Raw genomic sequence first — 22,953 nt, forward strand, 5'->3', positions numbered from 1 at the left:
ATTTTCAGGAGTAACGCACTGACATGAAAGCCTTTCTGACCCGCACCCTTCTCGTGATTGTCAGTGTGATTCTACTTGTTCAACTGTGGATTTTTGCAAGTTTAGCCTGGTGGCGAACCAATCCGGTGAATACCACCATGATGATGCGGATCGATTATTGGACTGAACCCTCCAAGCCCATTCAACATCAGTGGCGCCCTTATGATGAAATCAGTACCAATCTGAAGCGGGCAGTTGTTACGGCAGAAGATGGAAAATTCATGCACCATCATGGCTTTGACTGGGATGGTATTCAGACTGCGCTCAGCCGTAACAAGAATGAAGGTCGTGTCGTGGCAGGGGGGTCAACCATTTCCCAGCAGCTGGCTAAAAACCTGTTCCTTGTCAACAAGCGTTCATTCCTCCGTAAAGGTCAGGAAGCTGTTGCGACTTGGATGATGGAGCGCATGTGGTCTAAAGAGCGTATTCTGGAAGTATATTTAAACTCGATTGAGTTTGGAGACAATATCTATGGAGCAGAAGCGGCAGCCAAACATTATTTTGGTAAGACTGCAGAGAGCCTGACTCGTGATCAGGCCATCTTCCTGGCAGCGATTCTCACCAATCCAAAATATTTTGAAGATCATCGTAATGCATCAGCCCTAAAAGCACGTAAACGTATGATTCAGCGTTATATGCGCTATGCTGAAATCCCTTAAATAAAAATATCAAGATAAAGCCCAAATATTTGGGCTTTTTTTATGAAAATGTCATTAATTTGAAGCATACTAAAAGCAATAAGCAAGACTTGAAAATAGCGTAGGTTTAATATGAATACGGCAGCCAGTACGACTTCGGCACCAACCGAATATACTTATAATGATCGTTACATTAATCGTGAACTGTCTATTCTGGATTTCCATTTGCGAGTGCTGGAACAGGCGGTTGATCCTCTGCATCCTTTGCTGGAACGCATGAATTTTCTACTGATCTTTTCACGTAATTTAGATGAGTTTTTTGAAATTCGTGTGGCTGGCGTCATGGAACAACTGGATTTGGGCAATGAAAGCCGCAGTCCGGATGGTTTGACGCCAAAACAAGTATTAGAGCAGATTGCCGAAACTGCACATGCCGCCATTGAACGTCAGTACCGTATTTTAAATGAAGAGATTTTGCCTAAACTGCGTGAGGAAGATATCTGCTTCTTGCGCCGTGGAGAGCTAACACCGGCACAATCGGCCTGGGTGAAAAAATATTTTCAGGAACAGGTTGCTCCAGTTCTTACGCCTATTAGCCTTGATCCGGCACATCCATTCCCACGTCTGGTGAATAAATCCCTGAATTTTATTGTGACGCTCGAAGGGAAAGATGCCTTTGGCCGTCAGATTGATCTTGCGGTTGTTCCTGCGCCACGTTCATTGCCACGTGTTGTGCGTTTACCGGATGAACTGACTGATGGTAAAGAACATCATGTGATGTTATCCGCCATCATTCATGAACATGTGTCTGACCTGTTCCCGGGCATGACCGCGACTGGCTGCTATCAGTTCCGTGTTACCCGGAATGCCGATCTGGCCTTAAATGAAGATGTTGAAGACCTGGCCAAAGCCTTAAAAGGCGAGCTAAGTTCGCGCCGTTTTGGTCGTGCAGTCCGTCTGGAAGTGACTGAAAATTGTCCGCAGCATATTTATGAATATCTGCTGGAAGAATTTGATCTGGATGAAGAACAGCTCTATAAAGTGGCAGGACCGGTTAATCTGGCGCGGTTACTGTCCAACTTCAAACGTCCACATCTACGTTATGATTCACATACGCCAATTCTGCCTAAAGTACTGAAGAAATCTGAAAATGTTTTCAGTGCCATGCAGAAGCAGGATATTTTGCTACATCATCCATTTGAATCTTTTGCACCAGTGATTACGCTGTTACGTGAAGCGGCACGTGACCCTCAGGTACTGGCAATCAAGCAGACATTGTATCGTAGTGGTCCAGATTCCGAGATCGTGCAGGTGCTGGCAGAAGCGGCCCGTAACGGTAAGGAAGTGACTGCAGTCATCGAGCTGCGTGCACGTTTTGATGAAGAATCTAATATTGCAGTTGCCAATGTGCTGCAAGAAGCGGGTGCTGTCGTGGTCTATGGCATTGTTGGCTATAAAACCCATGCCAAAATGATTCTCGTTGTACGCCGAGAAAATAACAAGTTGGTGCGTTATGTACATCTGGGTACCGGGAACTATCATGCGGGCAATGCACGGATTTATACCGACTATGGTTTGTTAACCACGGACAAAGATCTGTGTGAAGATGTGCATCGTATCTTCCAGGAATTGACCGGAATGGGGAAAATGGCCAAGCTGAAAAAGCTGCTCCATGCACCATTTACCTTGCATGCCCAGCTCATCAACTATATTGATAATGAAATTGCCAATGCCAAAGCGGGCAAGAAAGCCCAGATTATCGTGAAAGTCAATGCTTTAACTGAACTGCAACTCATCAACAAACTTTATGAAGCTTCTCAAGCAGGTGTACAGATTGATCTGATTATCCGCTCGATTTGTTGTCTACGTCCAGGCTTGCCGGGACTTTCAGAGAATATTCGGGTACGTTCAATCGTCGGCCGTTTCCTGGAACATACGCGCGTATTTTATTTTAGCAATAATGGCAATTCCCGCATTTATTGCTCAAGCGCAGACTGGATGGATCGTAACCTGTTTAATCGTGTAGAAGCCTGTTTTCCGATTGAAGATGAAGCATTAAAGAAACGCATTTACCAGCAAGGCTTATTAAATTACCTGAAAGACAATCAGCAGGCCTGGTTGTTACAGGGAGATGGAACCTGGGTGCGTGCCCAAGTTGCAGAAGGTGAACAACCGCATAATGCACAGCGTACCTTGCTGGAAACCTTTAAATAACTCTATGCAAACTAAAAAGGCTGATGATTCAGCCTTTTTTATACCCTATTAGGTTTGGAAACCAGTTAATGGCTTCACGAGCTTTTGATAGATTCTGCGAATAGCAGCATAAATCTGGTAATCGTGCAGACTTAATCTGTTTTGAATTTCGGCCAAAGTCAGGTCTTGGCTGAAATACTTTAACATCTGTACTTCAGTCTGATTTAAAAGATGTATCTTTGTTTCCTGACTCACTAAATAACGGGCTAATTCAGGATGTAAATAGGAACCGCCACGTAGAATGATTTTCAGGCTTGCCACTATTTTCGAAACAGGATGCGAAGCAATCAGATATCGATCCACGCCAGATGACAAGAATAAATCGATCATTTCAAGTGAATCATCAGCTAAAACTATAATCAGATGAGGAATCTGGATTCGTGCTTGAATTACATTAAGATTCTTAAGTTGCGTTTTCTCATGAATCTCATATAACACTAGATTGGGAAGATACTGTTCAATATGGGATTGAGCAGACAGATGATTGGTATAGGACAGCATATCTGGTTGATAACCGAGCTGTAGCAATGCAAGATCAAGATTGGAAGAGAGCGGGGGTGGATAAGGTTGCACCAATAATACGGGTGCGGGCAAAAATTAGGCCAAAGAAATCTTATCCTGAGAGTAATTAATATACAGATGTATTTTGGCTTAAATTATTCTTAATGCCAATCCCAAGAAATAGGGATTTAATTTTTATATATTATAAATAGTTAAAGTTTGAAAAACTGGTTTTTGGATCATTTTAATTGACTGAATTTATAAAAATTTACTTTATCAGAAGACACAGGCAATAAAAAAGGAGCAATCTAAGTGCTCCTTTTTTCTTAGGGCTTAATTAAGTTGCATCATGGGCAGTAATTTTTTGCAAAATTTGTAATAACACATCGAATTCGCTTTGTAGCGGTGTGCTCTTACGAGTGACCAGTGCCAGAGTACGGCTTGGTGCTGCGTTGATTGGATTGATGCGCAGATCCGGATTGGCTTTGATCATATTGGTATGCAGCGCAATTTCTGGCAACAGGGTGAAACCAAGATCAGCAGACACCATTTCAATTAACGTCGGTAATGAACTTGCTTTCAGGCGATGATCATTTTTACGCTCACCAATCGGGCAGGCACTCAATGCATGATCACGCAAGCAATGGCCTTCTTCCAGCAGCATCAGGCGAGACAGATCCAGATCTTCCAGAGACTTGGCTTGAGCCGCATTCTGGTCAGATTTGTGATGTACCAGATACAGATTCTCTTTGGCAATTTCAGCAACTTTCAGGCTACGGGTATCGAAAGGCAGCGCTAGCACCACCATATCCAGATTACCATGCTCCAGTTTCTCTACAATTTTCTCACTTTGAGCTTCATGTAAATGTAGCTGAATTTTCGGTAGCTGCTGATGCACTTCATCCAGAAATTGCGACAGGATGAAAGGGGCAATGGTTGGAATAACGCCAAGATGCAGATCACCGGTTAATGGTTCACTCATTTCACGACTTAAACGCATTAAGTCCTGAGCATCAGCCAGTAGAACACGGGCACGTGCAACCACTTGTTCACCAAGCGGCGTTAAACGTACATTCTGGCGATCGCGTTCAACAAGAACGCCACCGAGTAAACGCTCCAGCTCCATAATACCGCCAGACAAAGTTGACTGGGTAACAAATGAGCGGCGAGCAGCTTCTGTAAAATGCAGCGTCTCAGACAGTGTTACGAGGTATGACAGCTGTCTTAGGGATGGTAATGCAGCCATAGTGTCCTAATGTTTATGATTTAAAATGATCAGCAAATAATTCGCTAAGATATGGAATAAAATGCGGAGGGATATCATGCCCCATTCCATCAATTAATTCAAATTTAGCCCCTGAAATTGCTTTTGCAACAGCCTTACCATGACTAGGAGGCAGCAATCTGTCACGAGCACCATGAACCACCAGGGTCTCTTGTTGGATTTGCTTGTCCAGTTGCAGCAATGAACCCGTACATAATATTGCTAAAAACTGTTGAAGTACACCCGCTGGATGGTAACTTCGCTTATATAACTTACGGGCGGTCTGAATCGCTTCCAGATGATTCACATAACCCGGTGAGCCAATAATATTAAACAGCTTCAAGCTATGATCGACAATGCCATCTTCATCTGTGGAAGCGGGTTTGTCAATTAAACTAAAGAGTTGCTTTGGAAAAGGCGGGGGTAACAGTGGCTGGTTATTACTGGTAAACAGTAAGCCCATTTTTTTAACTTTGTCAGGATAACGTGCGGCCAGAATCTGGGCAATCATGCCGCCCATAGAGGCACCGAGCACATAGACCTGACCCAGTCCCATTTTTTCAATCAGAAGATGTACATCATCTGCCATATCGTACAGCGTATAAGGCGCGCCCTGATTGCCTAAACCCAGTACAAAACGGCTCATCATTTTTAAGGTGTTTAAGCGAGGCCCTTTATGGTGAATCTTGGAAGATAAACCAATATCCCGGTTGTCAAAACGCACCAGATGATAGCCCTGATCAATGAGTGATTTACAGAAGAAATCGGGCCAGTATAGCATCTGTGCCCCAAGTCCCATAATCAGCAGAATGGTCGGGTGTTCAGGATTTCCTCCGACTTCCACGTGCAATTCGATGCCATTGCCAAGATCGGCCTTGGTTTCACGCATGAAAGCTGTATACGGAGAATGATTGAACTGCAGGGCACTGTGCATGATGTATTTCCTGATTAAAGGACATTTCGCTTAAAAAATGTCCTTTGTATTAAACATCTAAACTGTAGCTGGAATCAAGTCAGGAACCTGCTTGGTCAATGCCAGGCGTTGTTTGGCAGCAGTGGCACCGAGCAGGACAAAACCACGTAAAGTGCCACTAGCATCAAAGGCTTTGGCCAGCATACCGTCATCAAACTCTTCATTTTCCCAAGTTACTTCGACATCAACCGGAGCAGGAAGGACAGTCAATGGCGCAGCTGGCGTTTTTACCGCAACAGGCATTGCTGGATAATGGACTGCAGTATGTTCGCCATTCAATGTTTTAGACAGGGCACGGGCCTGCTGCATGATTGGCATGACATATGGCAAAAGCATTCCATTTACTTCCGCACAGTCGCCTACTGCATAAATATCCGGTTGATTGGTTTCTAGTTTTGTATTGGTCAGAATCCCGCGACTGGTATGAATATCGGCTTCTTTTGCGACAGAAATATTCGGTTGTAAGCCCACAGCAGACAGCACCACATCAGCAACAACTGACTGACCATTGGCAAGTGTGACCAGATAATTACCATTTTCAACTTTAGAGACTTTTTCAACTGTTGTCCCTAATACAAAATGAATACCCGTCTCTTCAAGATTTTGCTGGAAAGCATCTGCGACATGAGCTGGTAATAAGCGACCTAAAGGCTGGGGTGCCAGATCAATCACGGTGACCTGATGATTGGTATGCTGCAAGTCATTGGCAAATTCACAGCCGATCAGGCCTGCGCCTAAAATTACTACGCGTTTATCCTCACGTGCTGCCAGATTATGACGGAAAGCTTTATAGTCAGTCAGGTTATTGACCATATGAATATCGTCGCTGGCATCACCGGCAATGGCTAGGCGTACTGGATTGGCACCTACAGCTAGCACCAGTTTAGAATAATCCTGTGTACTTTCCTGACCGTCTTTTTCTAAAGTCAGCTGATGCTGTTCAGGATGAATCGTTTTGACCCAGGTATTTTTTTCGATGCGCATTTTCAGCTGCGCTGACATTTTTTCTGCATCACCCAAAGGGATATGTTCTGGCGCTTTGTTTCCTGCTAAAGCATTAGAAAGCGTAGGTTTTGCATAATTAGTCGCATCATCAGCACAAATCATGACAAGTTCATGGTCTGGGTTGAGTTTGCGAAACTCACGGGCAACAGCATAACCCGCCATGCCCGAACCAATGATGACGATAGGATGCATACGATTCTCCATGCTTTTTTAAATTAGTTTTTTTCAGGTATAAAGGACATAAAAAAGACCATTCAATATGGTCTTTAAAAGAACATGATTAGATTTCAATCATTTCAAAATCGACTTTAGAAACACCACAATCCGGACAAGTCCAGTCATCAGGAATATCTTCCCATTTGGTTCCAGGAACGATTCCGTCCTGAGGCCAACCTTCTGCCTCGTCATAAATCCATCCACAAACGATGCATTGATATTTTTTCATATAACTCTCCAAAACTGACCAACTGTAGCTGTCAGCTTAAAATCCACAAATGGCAAGACCCTAAAGAATATGACTTTTAATAGTAAACATATTTGGCTAAATTTTTACGCAGTTCTATTCATAAAGTAAAGCGAATAAAAGTTTAATCAGTGAAATTAACAGCAGAAAGGGCAGTCTCTAGGTATTTCATTACTAGAAATATATTTAAGGTTAGGAAAAGAGTTGTATTTTTAGTTTTATAAAACACGTTTCTGGCTTAGATTTTAAGTTGTAGACCAAAGTCGGGCAGAAAAAATGATTAAAATCAGTTAACTTAGACTTAGCCTTATCTTCATTAAATATTTTTTAAAATAAATTTATATATTTAAATCAATTGGTTATTATTATTTTCTGCTTTAATATTGCACAGTCGTTGTTGTTACACATTGTTAATTTAGTTTAAAATTCACCTATTCCTTTCCTTGTTTAAAGATCTCCCATGAGCAATTTGTCTACTTCTCTGTGGTCTCACATTCGTACTGTCCAGAATTTCCCAAAACCAGGCATTTGTTTCTTTGATTTGACTCCATTATTCATGAATAATCTGGGTCCATTAACTGATGCTTTGATTGCCAGCATTCCTGAAGAAAAGCTTGCTGAAGTAGACAGCTTTGTGGCAGTGGAAGCACGTGGTTTTGTGCTGGCAAGCCTGTTGGCGCAGCGTACTGGCAAAGGCTTATTACTGGTTCGTAAAGCAGGTAAATTGCCACCTCCAGTCGTAGGTGTAGGTTATAGCCTTGAATATGGTCTGGACCGTCTGGAAATGTCTGCAGAAGTTCAGGGACAAAAAGTGATTATTGTGGATGATGTACTGGCAACTGGCGGTACATTGAAAGCAGTTCATGAATTGGCTGAAAAATGTCAGCATCAGGTTCTAGGTGCGAGCATCTTCCTTGATCTGCCAGATTTACACGGTGAATTAGGTTTAGATATCTGGTCAGTACTTGATGATAAATCTCAGCCTGAAGCTGCAGTTGCTTAAGTCTGAATGATCAAAAAAGCCCCAACTATTGGGGCTTTTTTATTGCCGGATAAAATGATATTCAATTTCCTGAATCAGGTCATTAATCTGTTCAGGGTGTTCAAGACGATGATGGCCACCTTCAATGGCATGAATTTGCATATAGTCTTCAAGCTGTGCCTGTGCTGCATGCATATCCAGAATTTCATCGCCTAATTCCAGATAGGCCATTTGCGGAATATCATGCTGCAAATCACTGTCACAAATCGCAGGATAATCATCGCGGAAATTCGGTTGCAAGCTAGGATTCGCGATCACACAAGGGATCTGATGAGCTTGTGACATTTTTAGCGCCCAATAACCGCCCAGACTGTGTCCGACCAGAATATCCGGTTTAATGGTTTCAACCATTTCGTGGTAGAAATCGGCTACCGACTGGTAGCTCAGATTGCGATAATCCACATCTATACAATATTTATGCATTGCATCAATTGCATGAAATTTCGTGGACTGTTTTGACGAATCCAAGCCATGAAAAAACAATATTTTAGACATATTTTTACTCATTTTTATCGGACATGGCAAAGTCGTGGTCAGGGTGTTAAGACACCACCTTCTAATATGGTCATTATTGTAAAACGTCTATTTCGAGGAAGCAGTTAGCTATTGGTCTAAGCTGATATGGGATATAAAGGCAGAATTTGTGCAGAGGATTGAGGTCTTGGACTTTCATCTAACAAAAGTTGGGCAATATTCTAAAAAAACCAATCATAAAATTCGAAACTGAAAATAATGCAAATCATTTGTCTTTAAGAATTTCATATATCCAGAAATTTTTCTCAAGAAAAGCCACGTGAGGGAAGTCTTTACGCTACGATTTGATGCAGATTTCTGCTATTCTATGCAACTTCTATTTTTTAACTAATCTTATCCGAGGCAGAGATGACGCAAAATAACGCTCAATCGACTTCTGAACAAATCATTTCCGAAAACGATTTAATTGCACAGCGTCATGCCAAGTTAAAGCAGATTCAAGACCACGCAAAAGAAACTGGTGTTAGCCCATGGCCAAACACATTTAAACGTGAACATTATGCGCAAGACTTACAAGACCAGTTTGCTGATAAATCTAAAGAAGAAATTGAAGCTGGCGAACACGTTCATGTAAAAGTAGCAGGTCGTGTGATGTTGAACCGCGGTTCATTCATCGTGATTCAGGATATGACCGGTCGTATTCAGCTTTATGTTCCACGTAAAGAACTTGAGCCAGAAGTACTTGGAACGATCAAAGGCCTGGATCTGGGCGATATCATTGCAGTTGAAGGTTATATCGGTCGTTCTGGTAAAGGTGACCTGTATGTTCATATCGAACATTTTGAATTACTGACAAAATCATTACGTCCACTTCCAGACAAGTTCCATGGTTTGACTGATACTGAAGTGAAGTATCGTAAGCGTTATCTTGATCTGATCGTAAATGAAGAAACCCGTAAAACTTTTGAAGTTCGTGCCAAAGTTGTTGCCGGTATTCGTAGCTTCCTGAACGACAAACGTTTTATGGAAGTTGAAACCCCGATGATGCACGTAATTCCTGGTGGAGCATCTGCGCGTCCATTTGAAACGCATCATAATGCACTGGATATGCCGTTGTTCCTGCGTATTGCACCTGAGCTTTATTTGAAACGTCTGGTTGTGGGTGGTTTCGAGCGCGTATTCGAAATTAACCGTAACTTCCGTAATGAAGGTGTTTCTACTCGTCATAACCCTGAATTCACTATGATCGAATTCTACCAGGCGTATGCAGATTACAAAGACCTGATGGAATTGACAGAGCAAATGCTGGAAAAACTGGCAATTGATATTCTGGGTACCACTGATGTGCCTTATGGCGATGAAGTCTTTAGCTTCAAAGGACCATTTAAAAAGATCTCAATGTTTGACGCCATTCTTGAGCACAATCCACAGTTCACTCCAGAAAATGTCAATGACCGTGAGTTCCTGGCGAAATTCATTCAGGAAGAACTGAAAGAACAGGTAAAACCAGGTTTTGGTCTGGGTAAACTGCAAACAATCGTATTTGAAGAAACGGTAGAAACTCAACTACGTCAGCCTACATTCGTGACTGAATATCCAGCGGAAACTTCTCCACTAGCTCGCCGTAATGATCAAAATCCGCATATTACAGACCGTTTTGAATTCTTTATCGGTGGTCGTGAACTGGCAAATGGCTTCTCAGAATTAAATGACCCGATTGATCAGGCTGAACGCTTCCAGGCACAGGTTGCTGAGAAAGATGCGGGTGATGATGAAGCAATGCACTATGATGCTGACTTCATTGAAGCTCTGGAATATGGTCTGCCTCCTACAGCAGGTGAAGGGATCGGTATTGACCGTCTGGTGATGATCTTTGCGAATGCACCAAGTATCCGTGATGTAATCTTATTCCCGCATATGCGTCATAAACACTAATGACTTATTCGAAAAAAGGCAGTTTTTAAAACTGCCTTTTTTATGTGTTCAGTATTTATTTTAAATAAAATTAAAACCCAGCATTATTTAATTCTATTTTTTACATTTGTAATTTCATTTTTGTATTTCTATCTCATTTCTCGAAGCGATTTATTATTTTGAAAGTCAATTAAATCTAGGGTTTCATATTATACTGATACAGTTTCGCCATTGAATATTGTTTTTGAAATATCTATGGTTAGGCAAAAATAAACTTGAGAATATTGATCCCATGTTTCTAAAAAAACCATTATTAAGTGTACTTCTTACGACACTTTCACTTCCTGTTTTTGCTCAAGGGCTGGTTCTGAATGATGCAAATCTTCGTACTGACTTGAACTGGTTAAACCAGCAAGGGGTGATCCAGATCAGTACCTCGACCTGGCCGCTCAGTGGTGATGAAATTCAACGAGCTCTATCCAATGCACAAGTGAGTAACAAAGTACAACAACGTGTTATTGATTCAGTTCTGGCAAAATTAACAGCAGACAATCAGCAGCTCAAAGTAGGCTTATTTGCGGAAAGTGATCCAAAAGATATTCCTCAAGCCTTTGGCGATCAGCAAAAGGCACAATTTCAGGCAGCTTTAGAGTTTAATGCAGGTGGCGAAAACTGGGATGCCAAACTCCGGGTTAATGCCGAAAAAGATCGACAAATTGAGAATGATCAGGATGTAAATCTGGAAGGATCTTATCTAGCAGGGAAACTCTGGAATCAATGGCTGATTGCCGGCCAAATTCCGACCTATTGGGGTCCGGGACATGATGGCAGCTTGATTCGCGGCGATGCTAGCCGCCCAGTATATGGATTTATGGCACAACGTGCAGAACAAACAGCTTTTGAAACTAAATGGCTGTCCTGGATTGGACCGTGGCAATATCAGGCTTTTGCAGGACAATTGGATGATTATACTGCCGTTCCAGATGCCAAACTAATTGGTCTTCGTGTAACAGCACAACCTTTATCTTACCTGGAGCTAGGTGCTTCTCGTGCGATTCAATGGGGTGGGGAAGGACGTCCTGAAAGCTTAAGTTCATTATGGGATGCTTTTGTCGGGAATAAAGATAATGGTGGTACGGGTGAACCTGACCCATCAAACCAGATTGCGGGTTTTGATGCACGCCTGAACCTGTTTCCTTTGACACAGGTACCTATGGGCTTCTATGGGCAATATGTAGGTGAAGATGAAGCGGGTGGTCTGCCTGCGAAGAAAATGTATCTGGCTGGAATAGACTATTCTTCGACTGTAAGAAATATGCCATATCAACTTTATACAGAATGGGCAGATACACGTACTAACGGCAAGGTGCGAGGTATTTCTTATAACCATACCAATTATACTGATGGTTTTTATCAGCATGGTTATCCGCTGGCACATGCTTTAGGTGGTGATGCACAGATGGTTTCAGTAGGTGGTGATATCCGTTTTGATCCGATGAACCGTTTATCTGGGCGGGTATTGTTTGCTGAAGTGAATCAGTCTGAACGTGCAAGTTTAAATAATGCTGCTTTTGCTTTTGATGATGAAATTAAAGCACTAGATGTCACCTGGTCGCATTATATTCGTCCAGAAATGCCACTTAAAATTAATGCCTGGATAAGTGACTCAGATGTAAATGGTCAGGATGGCGGTGCCTCTATTGGAATTGAAATTCCATTAGAAAAAGGCTTGTTCAAATATTAATATTCAAGACACAACAAAATCCTGCTCATCTGGCAGGATTTTTTTATATTTTCAAAAATTACAGACAAAAAAAACGCAATGATTGGGGTTGTCATTGCGTAGAAAAAGGAAGTTTCTTTCAAAACTAAATCAAGATTAACTGTGGAGAGAGTTAAATTTGATTCCTTACTGTATGTAAATATATTAGGACTCATTCTCATGCGACTCATCAGTATTCATGTTAATAGATGTTAAATAAGGTTAAAACTATGAAGAATCTGTGTGGAAACTTGCCTTATTTTTGCGCATTTTGGCCTTAAATAAAAAAAGCCCTTTATGAAGGGCTTTTTTAAATATTGTCTAGCTTAGAAATGGAAAACACCTAAGCCTGTTTTCACTTCATCTAAAGTGGCCTGTGTAATGTCACGGCATTTATCTGTACCCGTTTTCAAAATATCCATGATGTAATCCGGATCTTTGGCCAGTTCCATCCGACGTTCACGAATTGGACCGATCAGCTCTTTCAGAATACCTTCCAGACGTTTTTTCACCGTACCATCACCTAAACCACCACGGCGATAATGTGCTTTCAGTTCTTCCAGTTCTTCTTTATTGGTGTCGAATGCATCCAGGTAAGTAAATACCACATTGCCTTCAACCTGGCCTGGATCTTCGATGCGAAGGTGATTCGGATCGGTATACATCGCATTGACAGCTTTTTTGATGTCTTTGTCAGAGGCATCTAGAACAATAGTATTACCTAATGATTTAGACATTTTCGCTTTACCGTCAAAACCTGGTAAGCGTCCCACATTAGAAAGCAGCGCCTTACATTCAGGCAGTAATTCACGGCCAATCTGACGGTTAAGGCGACGTACAATCTCATTGGTCTGTTCGATCATTGGAATCTGGTCTTCGCCCACCGGAACTACAGTTGCTTTAAAGGCTGTGATATCTGCTGCTTGAGCCACTGGATAGCATAAGAAACCTGCAGGAATATCACGCTCAAAACCACGCATCTGAATTTCTGATTTAATGGTCGGGTTGCGCTCTAAACGTGAAACTGTCACAAAGTTCAGATAGAGCATAGTCAGTTCGTTTAAGGCTGGCAGGCAAGACTGAACACAGATTGTAGTTTTAGTTGGATCAATGCCGACAGCCAGATAATCTGTTGCTACTTCAATAATATTGCGACGTACTTTTTCAAAGTTATCTGCATTATCTGTCAAGGCTTGAGCATCAGCGAGTAACAAATGTTGATGGTGAGAATCTTGTAAACCTACGCGAGAGCGTAATGAACCGACAAAATGGCCAAGGTGAAGCTGTCCGGTAGGACGGTCGCCAGTCAAGATTACTGGACGATTATCTTGATTACTCATTATCTATTCCAAAAAGTAGTCTGTACTACATCAATATTTTAACGAATGGCCACATTGTACGGCATTCTGTTTTTGAATGTCAGCCAGAAAAAAAAGCCGTAGTAAAAAATCTTATTAATTAAACAAGTGAATACAATATTTTTTAATATTTTCATTAAAATATGTCTAAAGGTGATAAGGATAACAAGAATGGCGAGCAGCTTATTAATATTATTGGATGATATTGCGACTGTTTTAGACGATGTTGCCGTGATGAGCAAGATGGCTGCAAAAAAGACAGCAGGTGTCTTGGGGGATGACTTGGCATTAAATGCCCAGCAAGTCAGCGGTGTACGGGCAGAACGTGAACTTCCTGTGGTGTGGGGAGTAGCCAAAGGTTCTTTTATTAATAAGCTGATTCTTGTTCCTTTGGCTTTACTTATTAGTGTGGTTGCACCCTGGTTAATTAATCCTTTACTGATGATTGGTGGTCTATTTCTCTGTTATGAAGGCGTAGAAAAAGTCCTGCATAGCTTAAAGCATAAGAAAGCTAAGACTGAAGAAGATGCTGAGGCTGAATTCACTACGATCGAAACCGATTTGGCTACATTTGAAAAAGAGAAAATTAAGGGTGCGATCCGAACTGATTTCATTCTGTCAGCGGAAATTGTAGTGATTTCTTTGGGCACCGTGGCAGCCGCAGCTTTTACCACCAAGGTCATCGTACTGGCAGGGATTGCCATATTAATGACAGTCGGGGTGTACGGCTTCGTTGCCATGATTGTTAAAATTGATGATCTAGGTTTGTACCTGACTAAGCAGGCATCCAGCTTCAAGCAAAGTATAGGCCGTGGATTGCTGGCTTTTGCCCCTAAATTGATGAAAACCCTGACGATTGTAGGTACGATTGCGATGTTCCTGGTCGGTGGCGGGATTATTGCCCATACCATTCCATGGTTTCATCATTTCACTGAAGATTCGGTTGATTATGTAGAGCACATTCCTAGTCTGGGCAGTATTGTAGGGGCTGTTACGCCTACACTGATTAATCTGGTGATTGGTTTTGTGGCAGGATTAATCGTATTTATCCTGATTGGCTTTATTCAAAAAATCAGATCAAAATCAAAGCAGGCATAAATCAGGCCCGTTAAAATAAGCTGACTTTAAACTATAAGGAATCTCACTATGCGCTGGAAAGGACGTCGTGTTAGTAGCAATGTAGAAGACCGTCGTGGCGGTGGTACCAAAGCCGGTGGAATCAGTATTCTCGGGTTGATTATTGCTTTCGTGGCCTGGAAGTTTTTTGGTGTCGATCCACAGCAAGCCTATCAAACCACCAAGCAAGTCACGCAAGGTGTTTCTAGTGCAGAAACACGGGGACTGGAAAATCCAACGCCAGAGCAGCAAGAAGCGATCGATTTTGTAGGAACTGTGCTTGCCGATACAGAAGATACCTGGTCTCAAGTATTTCAGCAGCAGCTGAACCAGCAATATACTCCGCCTAAACTGGTTCTATTTAGTGGGGTAGTAAATTCTGGTTGTGGTACAGCGCAATCGGCTATGGGACCTTTCTACTGTCCGGCAGACCAGAAAGTTTATATTGATACGGCATTCTTTAAAGATATGCGTACTCAAATGGGAATCAGCGGGGAACAGAACTCAACCGAGTTATCTCGCAATGATCAGGCAGGCGATTTTGCTCAAGCCTATGTGGTAGCACATGAGGTGGGTCATCATATCCAGACCATTTTAGGTATTTCTTCACAGGTACAGCAGGCACGTCAACAAGCCACTCAAGCTCAGGGCAATCAGCTTTCTGTACGTCAAGAACTACAGGCAGATTGTCTGGCTGGGGTATGGGCTTATCATAACCATGAGCGTACGCAGTTCCTGGAGCAGGGTGATGTACAAGAAGCTATGGATGCGGCACACAAGATCGGTGATGACTATCTGCAGAAAAAGGCACAAGGCCATGTCGTGCCGGACAGCTTTACGCATGGTACCAGTGCACAGCGGGTAAAATGGTTTAATACCGGTCTGAAATCAGGTCAAATGTCTGCTTGTGATACTTTTAATCAAAATATCTAAAACTAAAGATCAAAAAAGGGGAGCAAATGCTCCCCTCATGATTGAATAGTTATTTTTCCAGAAAACGACGGAAGTTTTTCAAAATCTTGATACTGACAAACAAGGCAGCCAGGGCAAATAGCGAAATCGCAAAGAGAATATATTTTAAATTGCTGATGTCATTATTATAAAATTGCTTCAATTCATTTTTGGAATAGCTGAGTGTAGTGATTTGACCAGTTCGACTATCTTGGAACTGAATATTTTCAATATAAAAATAATTTCTCGCTTTTAATAAATTAACATTTTGAATCTGCCGGGTATGTGACTGGTTATAGTCATCAGTACATAGGGCAGCATAATGCTCACAGCTGATTTTTGCTACATAACCATTTCCGGCAATCAGGATAAACAAGGCATTGTCTGGACGTTGATTATTAGACACCAGTACATATTGCGCTTTGGCGCTGCTTTTTAAAGGAATGCTCACGGCTTGCTGATAATGTTGATCTGCTTTCAGAATTTCCTGAACTTTGGCAACACAGGTGAACATCAAGGAAAGTGTGACCAGAAAAATGACAGCAGCGAGGCACAGACGGAATATGGTTTTGACAGTTTGATGCATGGGAGAAAATTTCTAAATATAAAGAAGAGGTGAGCAATAAAGTGCTTTAAGGCTGTATGTTAAATCATCAGTTGTGAATATTGAAAAGAAACTTAACTTAATTCGAAAAAAAATGGGACTAAACTTGATCCGCTAAAATATACTGTTTTTTTAAATTTATATTTCAAGTAAATCTTTCAGCTCACGGCTGCAAATTGCCAAATCTTAGGAAACCTAATGGGAAGTTTCTTTTTTTTACAACTGTTGACAGTGGTCTTTGCTCTGTCAATTGCCACTACCATGTTCAACAAACGTGTTCTAAGTTTTCCTCAAGCCATTGGTGTGCCGATTGTTTCCGCTATTTTTGTTTTTATCCTGCAATGGTGTGCAAGTCTGCTACAGGGTAATCCATTTTTTAGCATCAATATTGATAATATTGAGAAAGCAGTGCGCCATGTCGATTTTTATGACTTCCTGATTAATGGGGTGATCTGTTTCATTCTGACTTCATCCGCATTGAAGTTTAAGGTTTCAGATTTACGCAATCACTGGCGGCCGATTGGTATTCTGGCCAGTCTGGCATTGGTTTTCTGTGCAGTTTTCTTTGGTATTGCGCTGTACGGTTATCAGTTTCTGATTGGCAACCATGTCGATATATTAGTCCTGCTATTACTCGGTGCTGCGCTCGGAGCAACGGATCCCATTGGGATTAAAGGTGTCCTCAGTTCGGTACGCGCACCCCATCATTTGATCGTGAAACTGGAAGGTGAGTCGCTGTTTAATGATGCGATGTGTATTGCATTATTTATGACTTTACTGAATGTACTGCAAGGTGAAAACTTTACCGTACTCGCCGTCCTGCAAACATTGCTTTATGAAATTGTCGTGGCAGTTTTGATCGGAATCGGTTTTGGTCTGGCGATTTTACGTATTCTGCGCGGTAAGCATGAAATGGAATCACTGATATTAACTACTGCACTGTTGGCTTGTGGTTCATATCTGGTTGCTTTACTGGCGCATGCTTCTGCACCAATTGCCTGTGTAATTGGAGGTTTGATTGTCGGGAATAAATGGAAAGAAATTCTGGCTGATGCAGATATCGGTGATGTAAACCATTTCTGGCATACGGTAGAGGGAATTATCAATTCCTTCCTGTTCACCTTGATCGGTCTGGAACTGTTCATTATTGATCTAAGCACCAGTCTGGTTCTAGGCGGGATTGTCGCTTTCATAATTCTGCATTTGGCACGATTCCTGGCCAACCATCTGTCTTTTGCATTATTCCCTAGAATGCGTAAAAAAAGTTATAACGGCAGTTTAACCATTCTGTCTTGGGGCGGTGTACGTGGCGGGATTTCCTTAGCCCTGATTCTGGCAGTGGCCAATATTCCGCAACTGGAAGCGTATAGCAGTATTCTGATTGGATATACTTTTATTGTGGTGCTTCTTTCCGGAGTAGTTTGTGGTCTAGGTTTGCCAGCAGTAATGAATGCTTTCTATTACAACCCGAATGAAGAAACTCAAGGTTTTAAGGGCTGGTATCAGCGGATGTGCCACAAGATGAATCGTCGCGGTTTTCAGTATATTGTGGGGGAGGATGCAAATGGAAATGAAACCATCACCATCTTCCAGCCTGAAATGCTGATTGATAAGAAAGATGCCGATGGTGTAGCAACCGTGCATCATCCTGATAAAGTACAGGAAGTGAAACGCTTAGAGAATCCGGAGAATTTCTAATTGTTAGAATTTTCTATCAAGATTGAAAGCCTATGACATCAAGTGCAAGCCAGGAAATGGCACAAATGATTCTGAGTGTGGTCAGCCAGATTCCTTATGCGAATGTAGCGACCTATGGACAGATCGCTAAGCTGGCTGGCTTGCCTAAACATGCACGTCTGGTAGGTAAGGTTTTAAGTCAGCTTGATACAGAAACCGATTTGCCCTGGCATCGTGTCCTGAACGCTCAAGGTAAGATCAGTCTCAATAAACTGGATGAATATGGACATAATATTCAACAGCAAAAGTTAGGCGCAGAAGGAATTCTATGTGTTGGAAATCGGGTCAGCTTAAAGCAGTATCAATGGGATGGATTTGTCTGAAAGAGAAATCCCCACTTGATTGAAGTGGGGATTTTTTTATTATTTACGGATAACCATTACAGGAACAGTGGCCTGTCCTAAGATGCTTTGCGCAACACTTCCCAGGAATAGTTTCTTGAAGCCAGTACGGCCATGTGAACCAATCACAATCAGATCAGTATCCAAGGATTCAGCTGCCTTGACAATTTCACTATAAATCACCTGACCTTCGAGTAGCTGGGTCTCTGCATCAATACCTGCCGCAGCAAATTTCGCTTTTGCTTCATCAAGTGTCTTCAGAATTGCAGTACGGGCACGTTCAACCAGGTCATTGGTTTGAGCTGCTGTAATGTATTCAGCAGCGATATAGGGATCAAGTGCCAGCACCTGAACCACTGTCACTTTACTGTTAAATGCTTTGGCAATTTCGACAGCTTTATCGACTGCAGCGTAGGAAGTTTCTGAACCGTCAACGGGTACTAAAATATGTTCAAATGACATTAGAATTCTCCTTATCGGAAATAAGTTTTATAAAAATATGACGCGTTAAAATCGTATACGAATTGTTGTTTATACTTTGATCATAACGCGTATTTTATAAAAATAAAACCAAGTAAATTCCTCAGTATTATGTTTAACAAAGCAATAATTTTTAATGGTTGGTATATTTTCTAAGTTTTTGATTTATATTTATATTTTGAGATTAAAATAATATGATTTTAGAATATTAATGAACTAACTTAAAAAAGCCATCTGATTTTAATACTGCGTTATTACCTGTAATTTTAGATTCAAAAAATCCCTGTTATATAAAACTATAGGAACAGGTTTAAAATTGAGATTTTAATAATGAAAAATCTATCAAACTGCATAAAGATAGACTGCTATTTCTAATAGTAACCTTCTATCAGCATAATTTTAGTGTTCTAAAACTTCCCTTTCCAAGGGTGGGTTAATACCGTTATTTTCTTTTTTAAATTGAGCACGATCTGTAATGGATTTCTCACATTCATTATAGTGATCAATTGCAAAGTTTTTAATTAAGGCGGAACGTCCAGACTGATCTTGGGGTATTTCATATTTAAACGCTTTTTCAGTAAGTTTTATACCAATCAGAGCATGGAGATCATTCGCTGTACCGTAGTGCTGTTTTATTTGCTGAATCATCCATTTCTGTGGTGCACCTTTCAGTCTAAAGAGCATGACTTCTTGAGCCAAACTTTTCACATCATCACATCCTGAAAATCTGCTGCTTGGATGAATAACAGTTGCATTGGCTAAACTTATAAAACTCAATAGGAGCAGGCTTAGGTATATTTTGAATTTCGTCATCTTCAGTTTTGCTTTAATCCAGAGATACTATTGGCCATATTTGGAAAAGTATTATAGCGATAGGAAAAGGTCCTAGATTCACTTTTTATTTTGTTTCTTCAGCAAGTTATTCTTAAAATTAAATATTATATGATACGACTTCGATTTAGATTTGGCTTTAAAAGTTGGTACCAATTTTTGTAGATTCTGTTATGGGATTTCGAATTAAATCATGATTTGTACAAAGTTTAAGAGTTTATGATTAATTTGCATAAAGACTGAACATTTGTGGTTTAAAATGCTTGACGATACAACCTGAAATTACGATAATGCGCACACAGTTTACGGCTATGTAGCTCAGTTGGTTAGAGCACCGCACTCATAATGCGGGGGTCACAGGTTCAAGTCCCGTCATAGCCACCATTTTTAAAGACCAAGCTCTCAGCTTGGTCTCTTTTTTTGTGCCATAAAAATATCAATAAAAAATTAAGAGAAAGTTCTTCTAAATATCTGTCTGTTTAAATTTTTGAATCTTCTTTTAATTTCTTAACCCTATTTATTGCTTAAAGATAAAAAAATGCCCAAGCATTTACTTGGGCATTATAGCTAATCTAGTTTTGTTAAAACTTAGATACCTGCTTTCCAACCATTAACGACCGGATAGCGACGTTCACGACCATAAGAACGCGAGCTGATACGTGGACCAATCGCACCCTGACGACGTTTGTATTCGTTAATATCAACCAGACGAATCACCTTTTTCACGACTTCAGCTTCAAAGCCTTTGGCAATGATGTCATCCTGGCTCAGATCTTCTTCAATATAAGCATAAAGAATCGCATCAAGTACTTCATAAGCCGGTAATGAATCCTGATCGACCTGATCTGGACGAAGTTCTGCTGAAGGTGGACGAGTGATTACACGCTCAGGAATCACAGGAGTTTCTGCGATGCTGTTACGGTATTTCGCCAGTTCAAACACAATGGTTTTATAAACATCTTTTAATACAGCGAAGCCGCCCACCATATCGCCATATAGCGTACAGTAGCCAACGGCAAGTTCAGATTTATTGCCGGTTGCCAGAACCAGATTGCCGAACTTGTTAGACAGCGCCATTAATAGCGTACCGCGTGCACGTGCTTGCAGGTTTTCTTCAGTGGCATCTACAGGGGCATTGCCAAAGAATGGATACAGGGTTTGCAAGAAGCCACTTACAATCGGGTTAATCTCGGCAATACCGAAAGTTACACCCATGGTTTTTGCCTGTTCAGTGGCATCTTCTACACTGATCTGAGCAGTATAGGTATAAGGCATCATCACTGCTTGGACTTTGTCAGGGCCAATCGCATCTGCTGCGATGGCAAGAGTCAAGGCAGAGTCAATACCACCAGACAGACCCAGAATTACACCTGGAAAACCTGAACGCTGTACATAATCACGGGTTGCCATCACCAGACTTTGATAAATCTCGGCCATAGTTTCTAGGGCTGGAGTAATCGTGCCTTTGCTGAACTCTAATTTTTCTGCATCATATTCAGCGATATACAGGCCTTTTTCAAAGCTAGGCGCTTGCAGAGCCACTTCGCCTGATTTATTGAGTACAAAGCTGGTACCATCAAAGATGAGATCATCTTGGCCACCTACCTGGTTACAGTACACCAGATTGATATTCAACTGTTTGACCAGCGCAGCCATGGTATCGATACGGTGTTGCGGTTTGCCAACTTCATATGGAGAAGCATTCAGAACCAGTGCAGTATCAATATTCAATTGAGCCAGCTGTTGAACTGTAGATAATGACCAGACATCTTCACAGATCAGAACACCAAACTTGTGTCCCAGATATTCGAAGACCAGATGCTGATGTCCTTCACCAAAATAGCGTTTCTCATCAAATACACCATAGTTTGGCAAAGTCTGTTTATTATAAACCCCTAAAACTTCGCCATCTTTCATAACGGCGGCTGAGTTATAGCGTTCACCATCTTCGGTTTGATTGACAAAACCAAAGACCATGACGATATCTTTTACTTCAGTCAGTTTTTCAAACGCCAGCTTTGTGCGTTTAGCCAGACTTGGACGAATTAATAAATCTTCAGCCGGATAACCTAAAGTTGAAAGTTCAGGGAAAATAATAAGATCAGCATTATCTTTTTTGGCCTGATTTGCCAAATCTATCATTGTCTGCGTGTTTGCATCTAAATTGCCCACATGTGGAGAGAATTGAGCAATCGCAATTTTAAAACTTTTCATTCCAATTAAGTCCTATTCCTATAGGTGAATACACTAAATCACTGATTTTTAAAATTCTAATTATCCAGCTGAGTGCAGTTTGATACGAACAAAATGCCAAATGGCCAAAATTAAAAAAGTCATGACCGCATGATCATTAAATCTTGATTTGCGAGCTAAAAATATCATACTTGGCTTATTTTATCGAAATTTGAGGCAGATGCTAGAGCTGTTTCAGGAGAATTGAAACAGATGCACAAAGTTATGGTCAAAAATGACTTATTATGGTGCTTTTTTATTCTGGTAAATGCACAAAAATACTCAATTGGATTTAAATAAGTTTATTTTTCATAAATAGAAATCAACAGAATACTTGAGTGAAAAGTATTCAATATCATCTGCTTATCTGATTTTTTAAAATAATATTGGGAATTTTTTTTAGAAAAATATCGCGTGCCATATCTCCCTGTTGTTCAATGTTATAGTCTAAAAAGGATTTGTTGGGATTAAATTGATATTTGTAAGGATTATATTTTCCCATACTTAAAAAATAAGCGGCTTGTAAAAAAGCGCCCTTAAACAACACATTAATATTCTGCTGATATTGATAAATATGCGCCATTTCATGAATGAAAAGCGCCTGATAAGAACGGCTTTCTTTAGAATAATCGTCCCGATAATTCAGGTTGCGGACGTGAATATAACCACTTGGTGCCATAATCACATGCTTGGATTGCCAAGGCAGGAAAGGGTGATTCATGACACGGACTGCTGAATAGTCAATCAGGTCAGCAAAGACTTGCTGGCAAAGCTTGATTTCCCCTGAAGTTAAGTTCCGGCTTTTAAACTGATCAAAACGAATCATTCTCAGGATGAAGGGAAGCAGGTAAAACAGCATTAAAACTCAATCCTTAACGATATAAGAGTAATTTCTAGAAATTTGTAGAAATTGAAAATTCTTCAGGTTTACTATTTTAAGTTTTTCACATCTTGGTTGTGTTGGTTTTTGTCAGT

21 protein-coding genes and 1 tRNA gene are annotated in these 22,953 nt (G+C 41.0%); 10 read left to right on the top strand and 12 right to left on the bottom strand.

Annotated elements, in window-relative coordinates; all coding sequences use genetic code 11:
• Nucleotides 1-23 precede the first annotated feature (23 nt).
• The gene (mtgA, locus tag FTV14_RS01220) at nt 24-698 is read left to right on the top strand and encodes a monofunctional biosynthetic peptidoglycan transglycosylase (RefSeq protein ID WP_004783023.1); all 675 of its coding nucleotides are present in this window, start codon (nt 24-26) and stop codon (nt 696-698) included.
• Between the two features lie 111 nt (nt 699-809).
• Nucleotides 810-2,891, top strand: coding sequence for a polyphosphate kinase 1 (ppk1, locus tag FTV14_RS01225; protein ID WP_034704182.1), 2,082 nt, complete (start codon nt 810-812; stop codon nt 2,889-2,891).
• A 48-nt stretch (nt 2,892-2,939) separates the two neighbouring features.
• Here the strand turns inward: ppk1 and FTV14_RS01230 are convergent, their stop codons facing one another.
• The 5 genes from FTV14_RS01230 to rubA form a co-directional block, all read right to left on the bottom strand.
• On the bottom strand, nt 2,940-3,524 hold the full coding sequence (locus tag FTV14_RS01230; RefSeq protein WP_257219733.1) for a DNA-binding response regulator: 585 nt from the start codon (nt 3,522-3,524) through the stop codon (nt 2,940-2,942).
• Between the two features lie 244 nt (nt 3,525-3,768).
• A complete protein-coding gene (gene oxyR, locus FTV14_RS01235; protein WP_180010752.1) occupies nt 3,769-4,677 on the bottom strand; it encodes a LysR family transcriptional regulator OxyR in 909 nt (302 codons plus the stop codon).
• A 13-nt stretch (nt 4,678-4,690) separates the two neighbouring features.
• Nucleotides 4,691-5,629 carry an esterase EstB gene (gene estB / locus FTV14_RS01240; protein WP_218945715.1) on the bottom strand — a complete coding sequence of 313 codons (939 nt, stop codon included), beginning with the start codon at nt 5,627-5,629 and terminating at the stop codon, nt 4,691-4,693.
• Between the two features lie 57 nt (nt 5,630-5,686).
• Complete coding sequence (gene rubB, locus FTV14_RS01245) at nt 5,687-6,865, bottom strand: rubredoxin reductase RubB (protein WP_166137019.1); 1,179 nt, start codon at nt 6,863-6,865, stop codon at nt 5,687-5,689.
• An 88-nt stretch (nt 6,866-6,953) separates the two neighbouring features.
• On the bottom strand, nt 6,954-7,118 hold the full coding sequence (gene rubA / locus FTV14_RS01250; protein ID WP_004783011.1) for a rubredoxin RubA: 165 nt from the start codon (nt 7,116-7,118) through the stop codon (nt 6,954-6,956).
• 478 nt (nt 7,119-7,596) lie between these two features.
• On the opposite strand from rubA, the gene FTV14_RS01255 reads away from it, so the two are divergent.
• Nucleotides 7,597-8,139, top strand: a complete 543-nt coding sequence (locus FTV14_RS01255; protein WP_004783009.1) for an adenine phosphoribosyltransferase — start codon at nt 7,597-7,599, stop codon at nt 8,137-8,139.
• Nucleotides 8,140-8,178: 39 nt separating this feature from the next.
• Here FTV14_RS01255 and FTV14_RS01260 read toward each other — a convergent pair whose 3' ends face one another.
• Nucleotides 8,179-8,673, bottom strand: coding sequence for a YqiA/YcfP family alpha/beta fold hydrolase (locus tag FTV14_RS01260; protein ID WP_034704192.1), 495 nt, complete (start codon nt 8,671-8,673; stop codon nt 8,179-8,181).
• Nucleotides 8,674-9,060: 387 nt separating this feature from the next.
• On the opposite strand from FTV14_RS01260, the gene lysS reads away from it, so the two are divergent.
• Nucleotides 9,061-10,587 (top strand): lysine--tRNA ligase, encoded by a 1,527-nt coding sequence (lysS, locus tag FTV14_RS01265; RefSeq protein WP_180053150.1) that lies wholly within the window; start codon nt 9,061-9,063, stop codon nt 10,585-10,587.
• 271 nt (nt 10,588-10,858) lie between these two features.
• A complete protein-coding gene (locus tag FTV14_RS01270) occupies nt 10,859-12,310 on the top strand; it encodes a capsule assembly Wzi family protein (RefSeq protein ID WP_180053151.1) in 1,452 nt (483 codons plus the stop codon).
• A gap of 344 nt (nt 12,311-12,654) precedes the next feature.
• On the opposite strand, the gene trpS is transcribed toward FTV14_RS01270, so the two are convergent.
• A complete protein-coding gene (gene trpS, locus FTV14_RS01275) occupies nt 12,655-13,668 on the bottom strand; it encodes a tryptophan--tRNA ligase (RefSeq protein ID WP_005234596.1) in 1,014 nt (337 codons plus the stop codon).
• Between the two features lie 189 nt (nt 13,669-13,857).
• On the opposite strand from trpS, the gene FTV14_RS01280 reads away from it, so the two are divergent.
• Both FTV14_RS01280 and FTV14_RS01285 read left to right on the top strand, forming a co-directional pair.
• Complete coding sequence (locus FTV14_RS01280) at nt 13,858-14,784, top strand: DUF808 domain-containing protein (protein WP_180053152.1); 927 nt, start codon at nt 13,858-13,860, stop codon at nt 14,782-14,784.
• Between the two features lie 48 nt (nt 14,785-14,832).
• Nucleotides 14,833-15,735, top strand: coding sequence for a neutral zinc metallopeptidase (locus tag FTV14_RS01285; RefSeq protein WP_180053153.1), 903 nt, complete (start codon nt 14,833-14,835; stop codon nt 15,733-15,735).
• 49 nt (nt 15,736-15,784) lie between these two features.
• On the opposite strand, the gene FTV14_RS01290 is transcribed toward FTV14_RS01285, so the two are convergent.
• A complete protein-coding gene (locus FTV14_RS01290; protein WP_179992116.1) occupies nt 15,785-16,339 on the bottom strand; it encodes a hypothetical protein in 555 nt (184 codons plus the stop codon).
• Between the two features lie 216 nt (nt 16,340-16,555).
• Here FTV14_RS01290 and FTV14_RS01295 point away from each other — a divergent pair, with 216 nt between their 5' ends.
• Together FTV14_RS01295 and FTV14_RS01300 are read left to right on the top strand one after the other, a co-directional pair.
• Complete coding sequence (locus FTV14_RS01295; RefSeq protein WP_004782994.1) at nt 16,556-18,055, top strand: sodium:proton antiporter; 1,500 nt, start codon at nt 16,556-16,558, stop codon at nt 18,053-18,055.
• Between the two features lie 65 nt (nt 18,056-18,120).
• Entirely contained in the window at nt 18,121-18,417 is a 297-nt protein-coding gene (locus FTV14_RS01300; RefSeq protein ID WP_180053217.1) for an MGMT family protein, read from the top strand.
• A gap of 39 nt (nt 18,418-18,456) precedes the next feature.
• On the opposite strand, the gene FTV14_RS01305 is transcribed toward FTV14_RS01300, so the two are convergent.
• Nucleotides 18,457-18,897 (bottom strand): universal stress protein, encoded by a 441-nt coding sequence (locus FTV14_RS01305; RefSeq protein ID WP_180053154.1) that lies wholly within the window; start codon nt 18,895-18,897, stop codon nt 18,457-18,459.
• 417 nt (nt 18,898-19,314) lie between these two features.
• On the bottom strand, nt 19,315-19,728 hold the full coding sequence (locus tag FTV14_RS01310; protein WP_218945519.1) for a hypothetical protein: 414 nt from the start codon (nt 19,726-19,728) through the stop codon (nt 19,315-19,317).
• Nucleotides 19,729-20,053: 325 nt separating this feature from the next.
• On the opposite strand from FTV14_RS01310, the gene FTV14_RS01315 reads away from it, so the two are divergent.
• Nucleotides 20,054-20,130 (top strand) — tRNA-Met (locus FTV14_RS01315).
• A gap of 204 nt (nt 20,131-20,334) precedes the next feature.
• Here the strand turns inward: FTV14_RS01315 and FTV14_RS01320 are convergent.
• Both FTV14_RS01320 and FTV14_RS01325 read right to left on the bottom strand, forming a co-directional pair.
• Entirely contained in the window at nt 20,335-21,960 is a 1,626-nt protein-coding gene (locus FTV14_RS01320) for an NAD+ synthase (RefSeq protein ID WP_180002274.1), read from the bottom strand.
• Between the two features lie 373 nt (nt 21,961-22,333).
• A complete protein-coding gene (locus tag FTV14_RS01325; protein ID WP_180053155.1) occupies nt 22,334-22,837 on the bottom strand; it encodes a hypothetical protein in 504 nt (167 codons plus the stop codon).
• Nucleotides 22,838-22,953 lie beyond the last annotated feature (116 nt).

Origin of the sequence: Acinetobacter sp. YH12236 (assembly GCF_013417645.1) — a bacterium.
In the GTDB taxonomy this organism is placed as follows: Bacteria; Pseudomonadota; Gammaproteobacteria; order Pseudomonadales; family Moraxellaceae; genus Acinetobacter.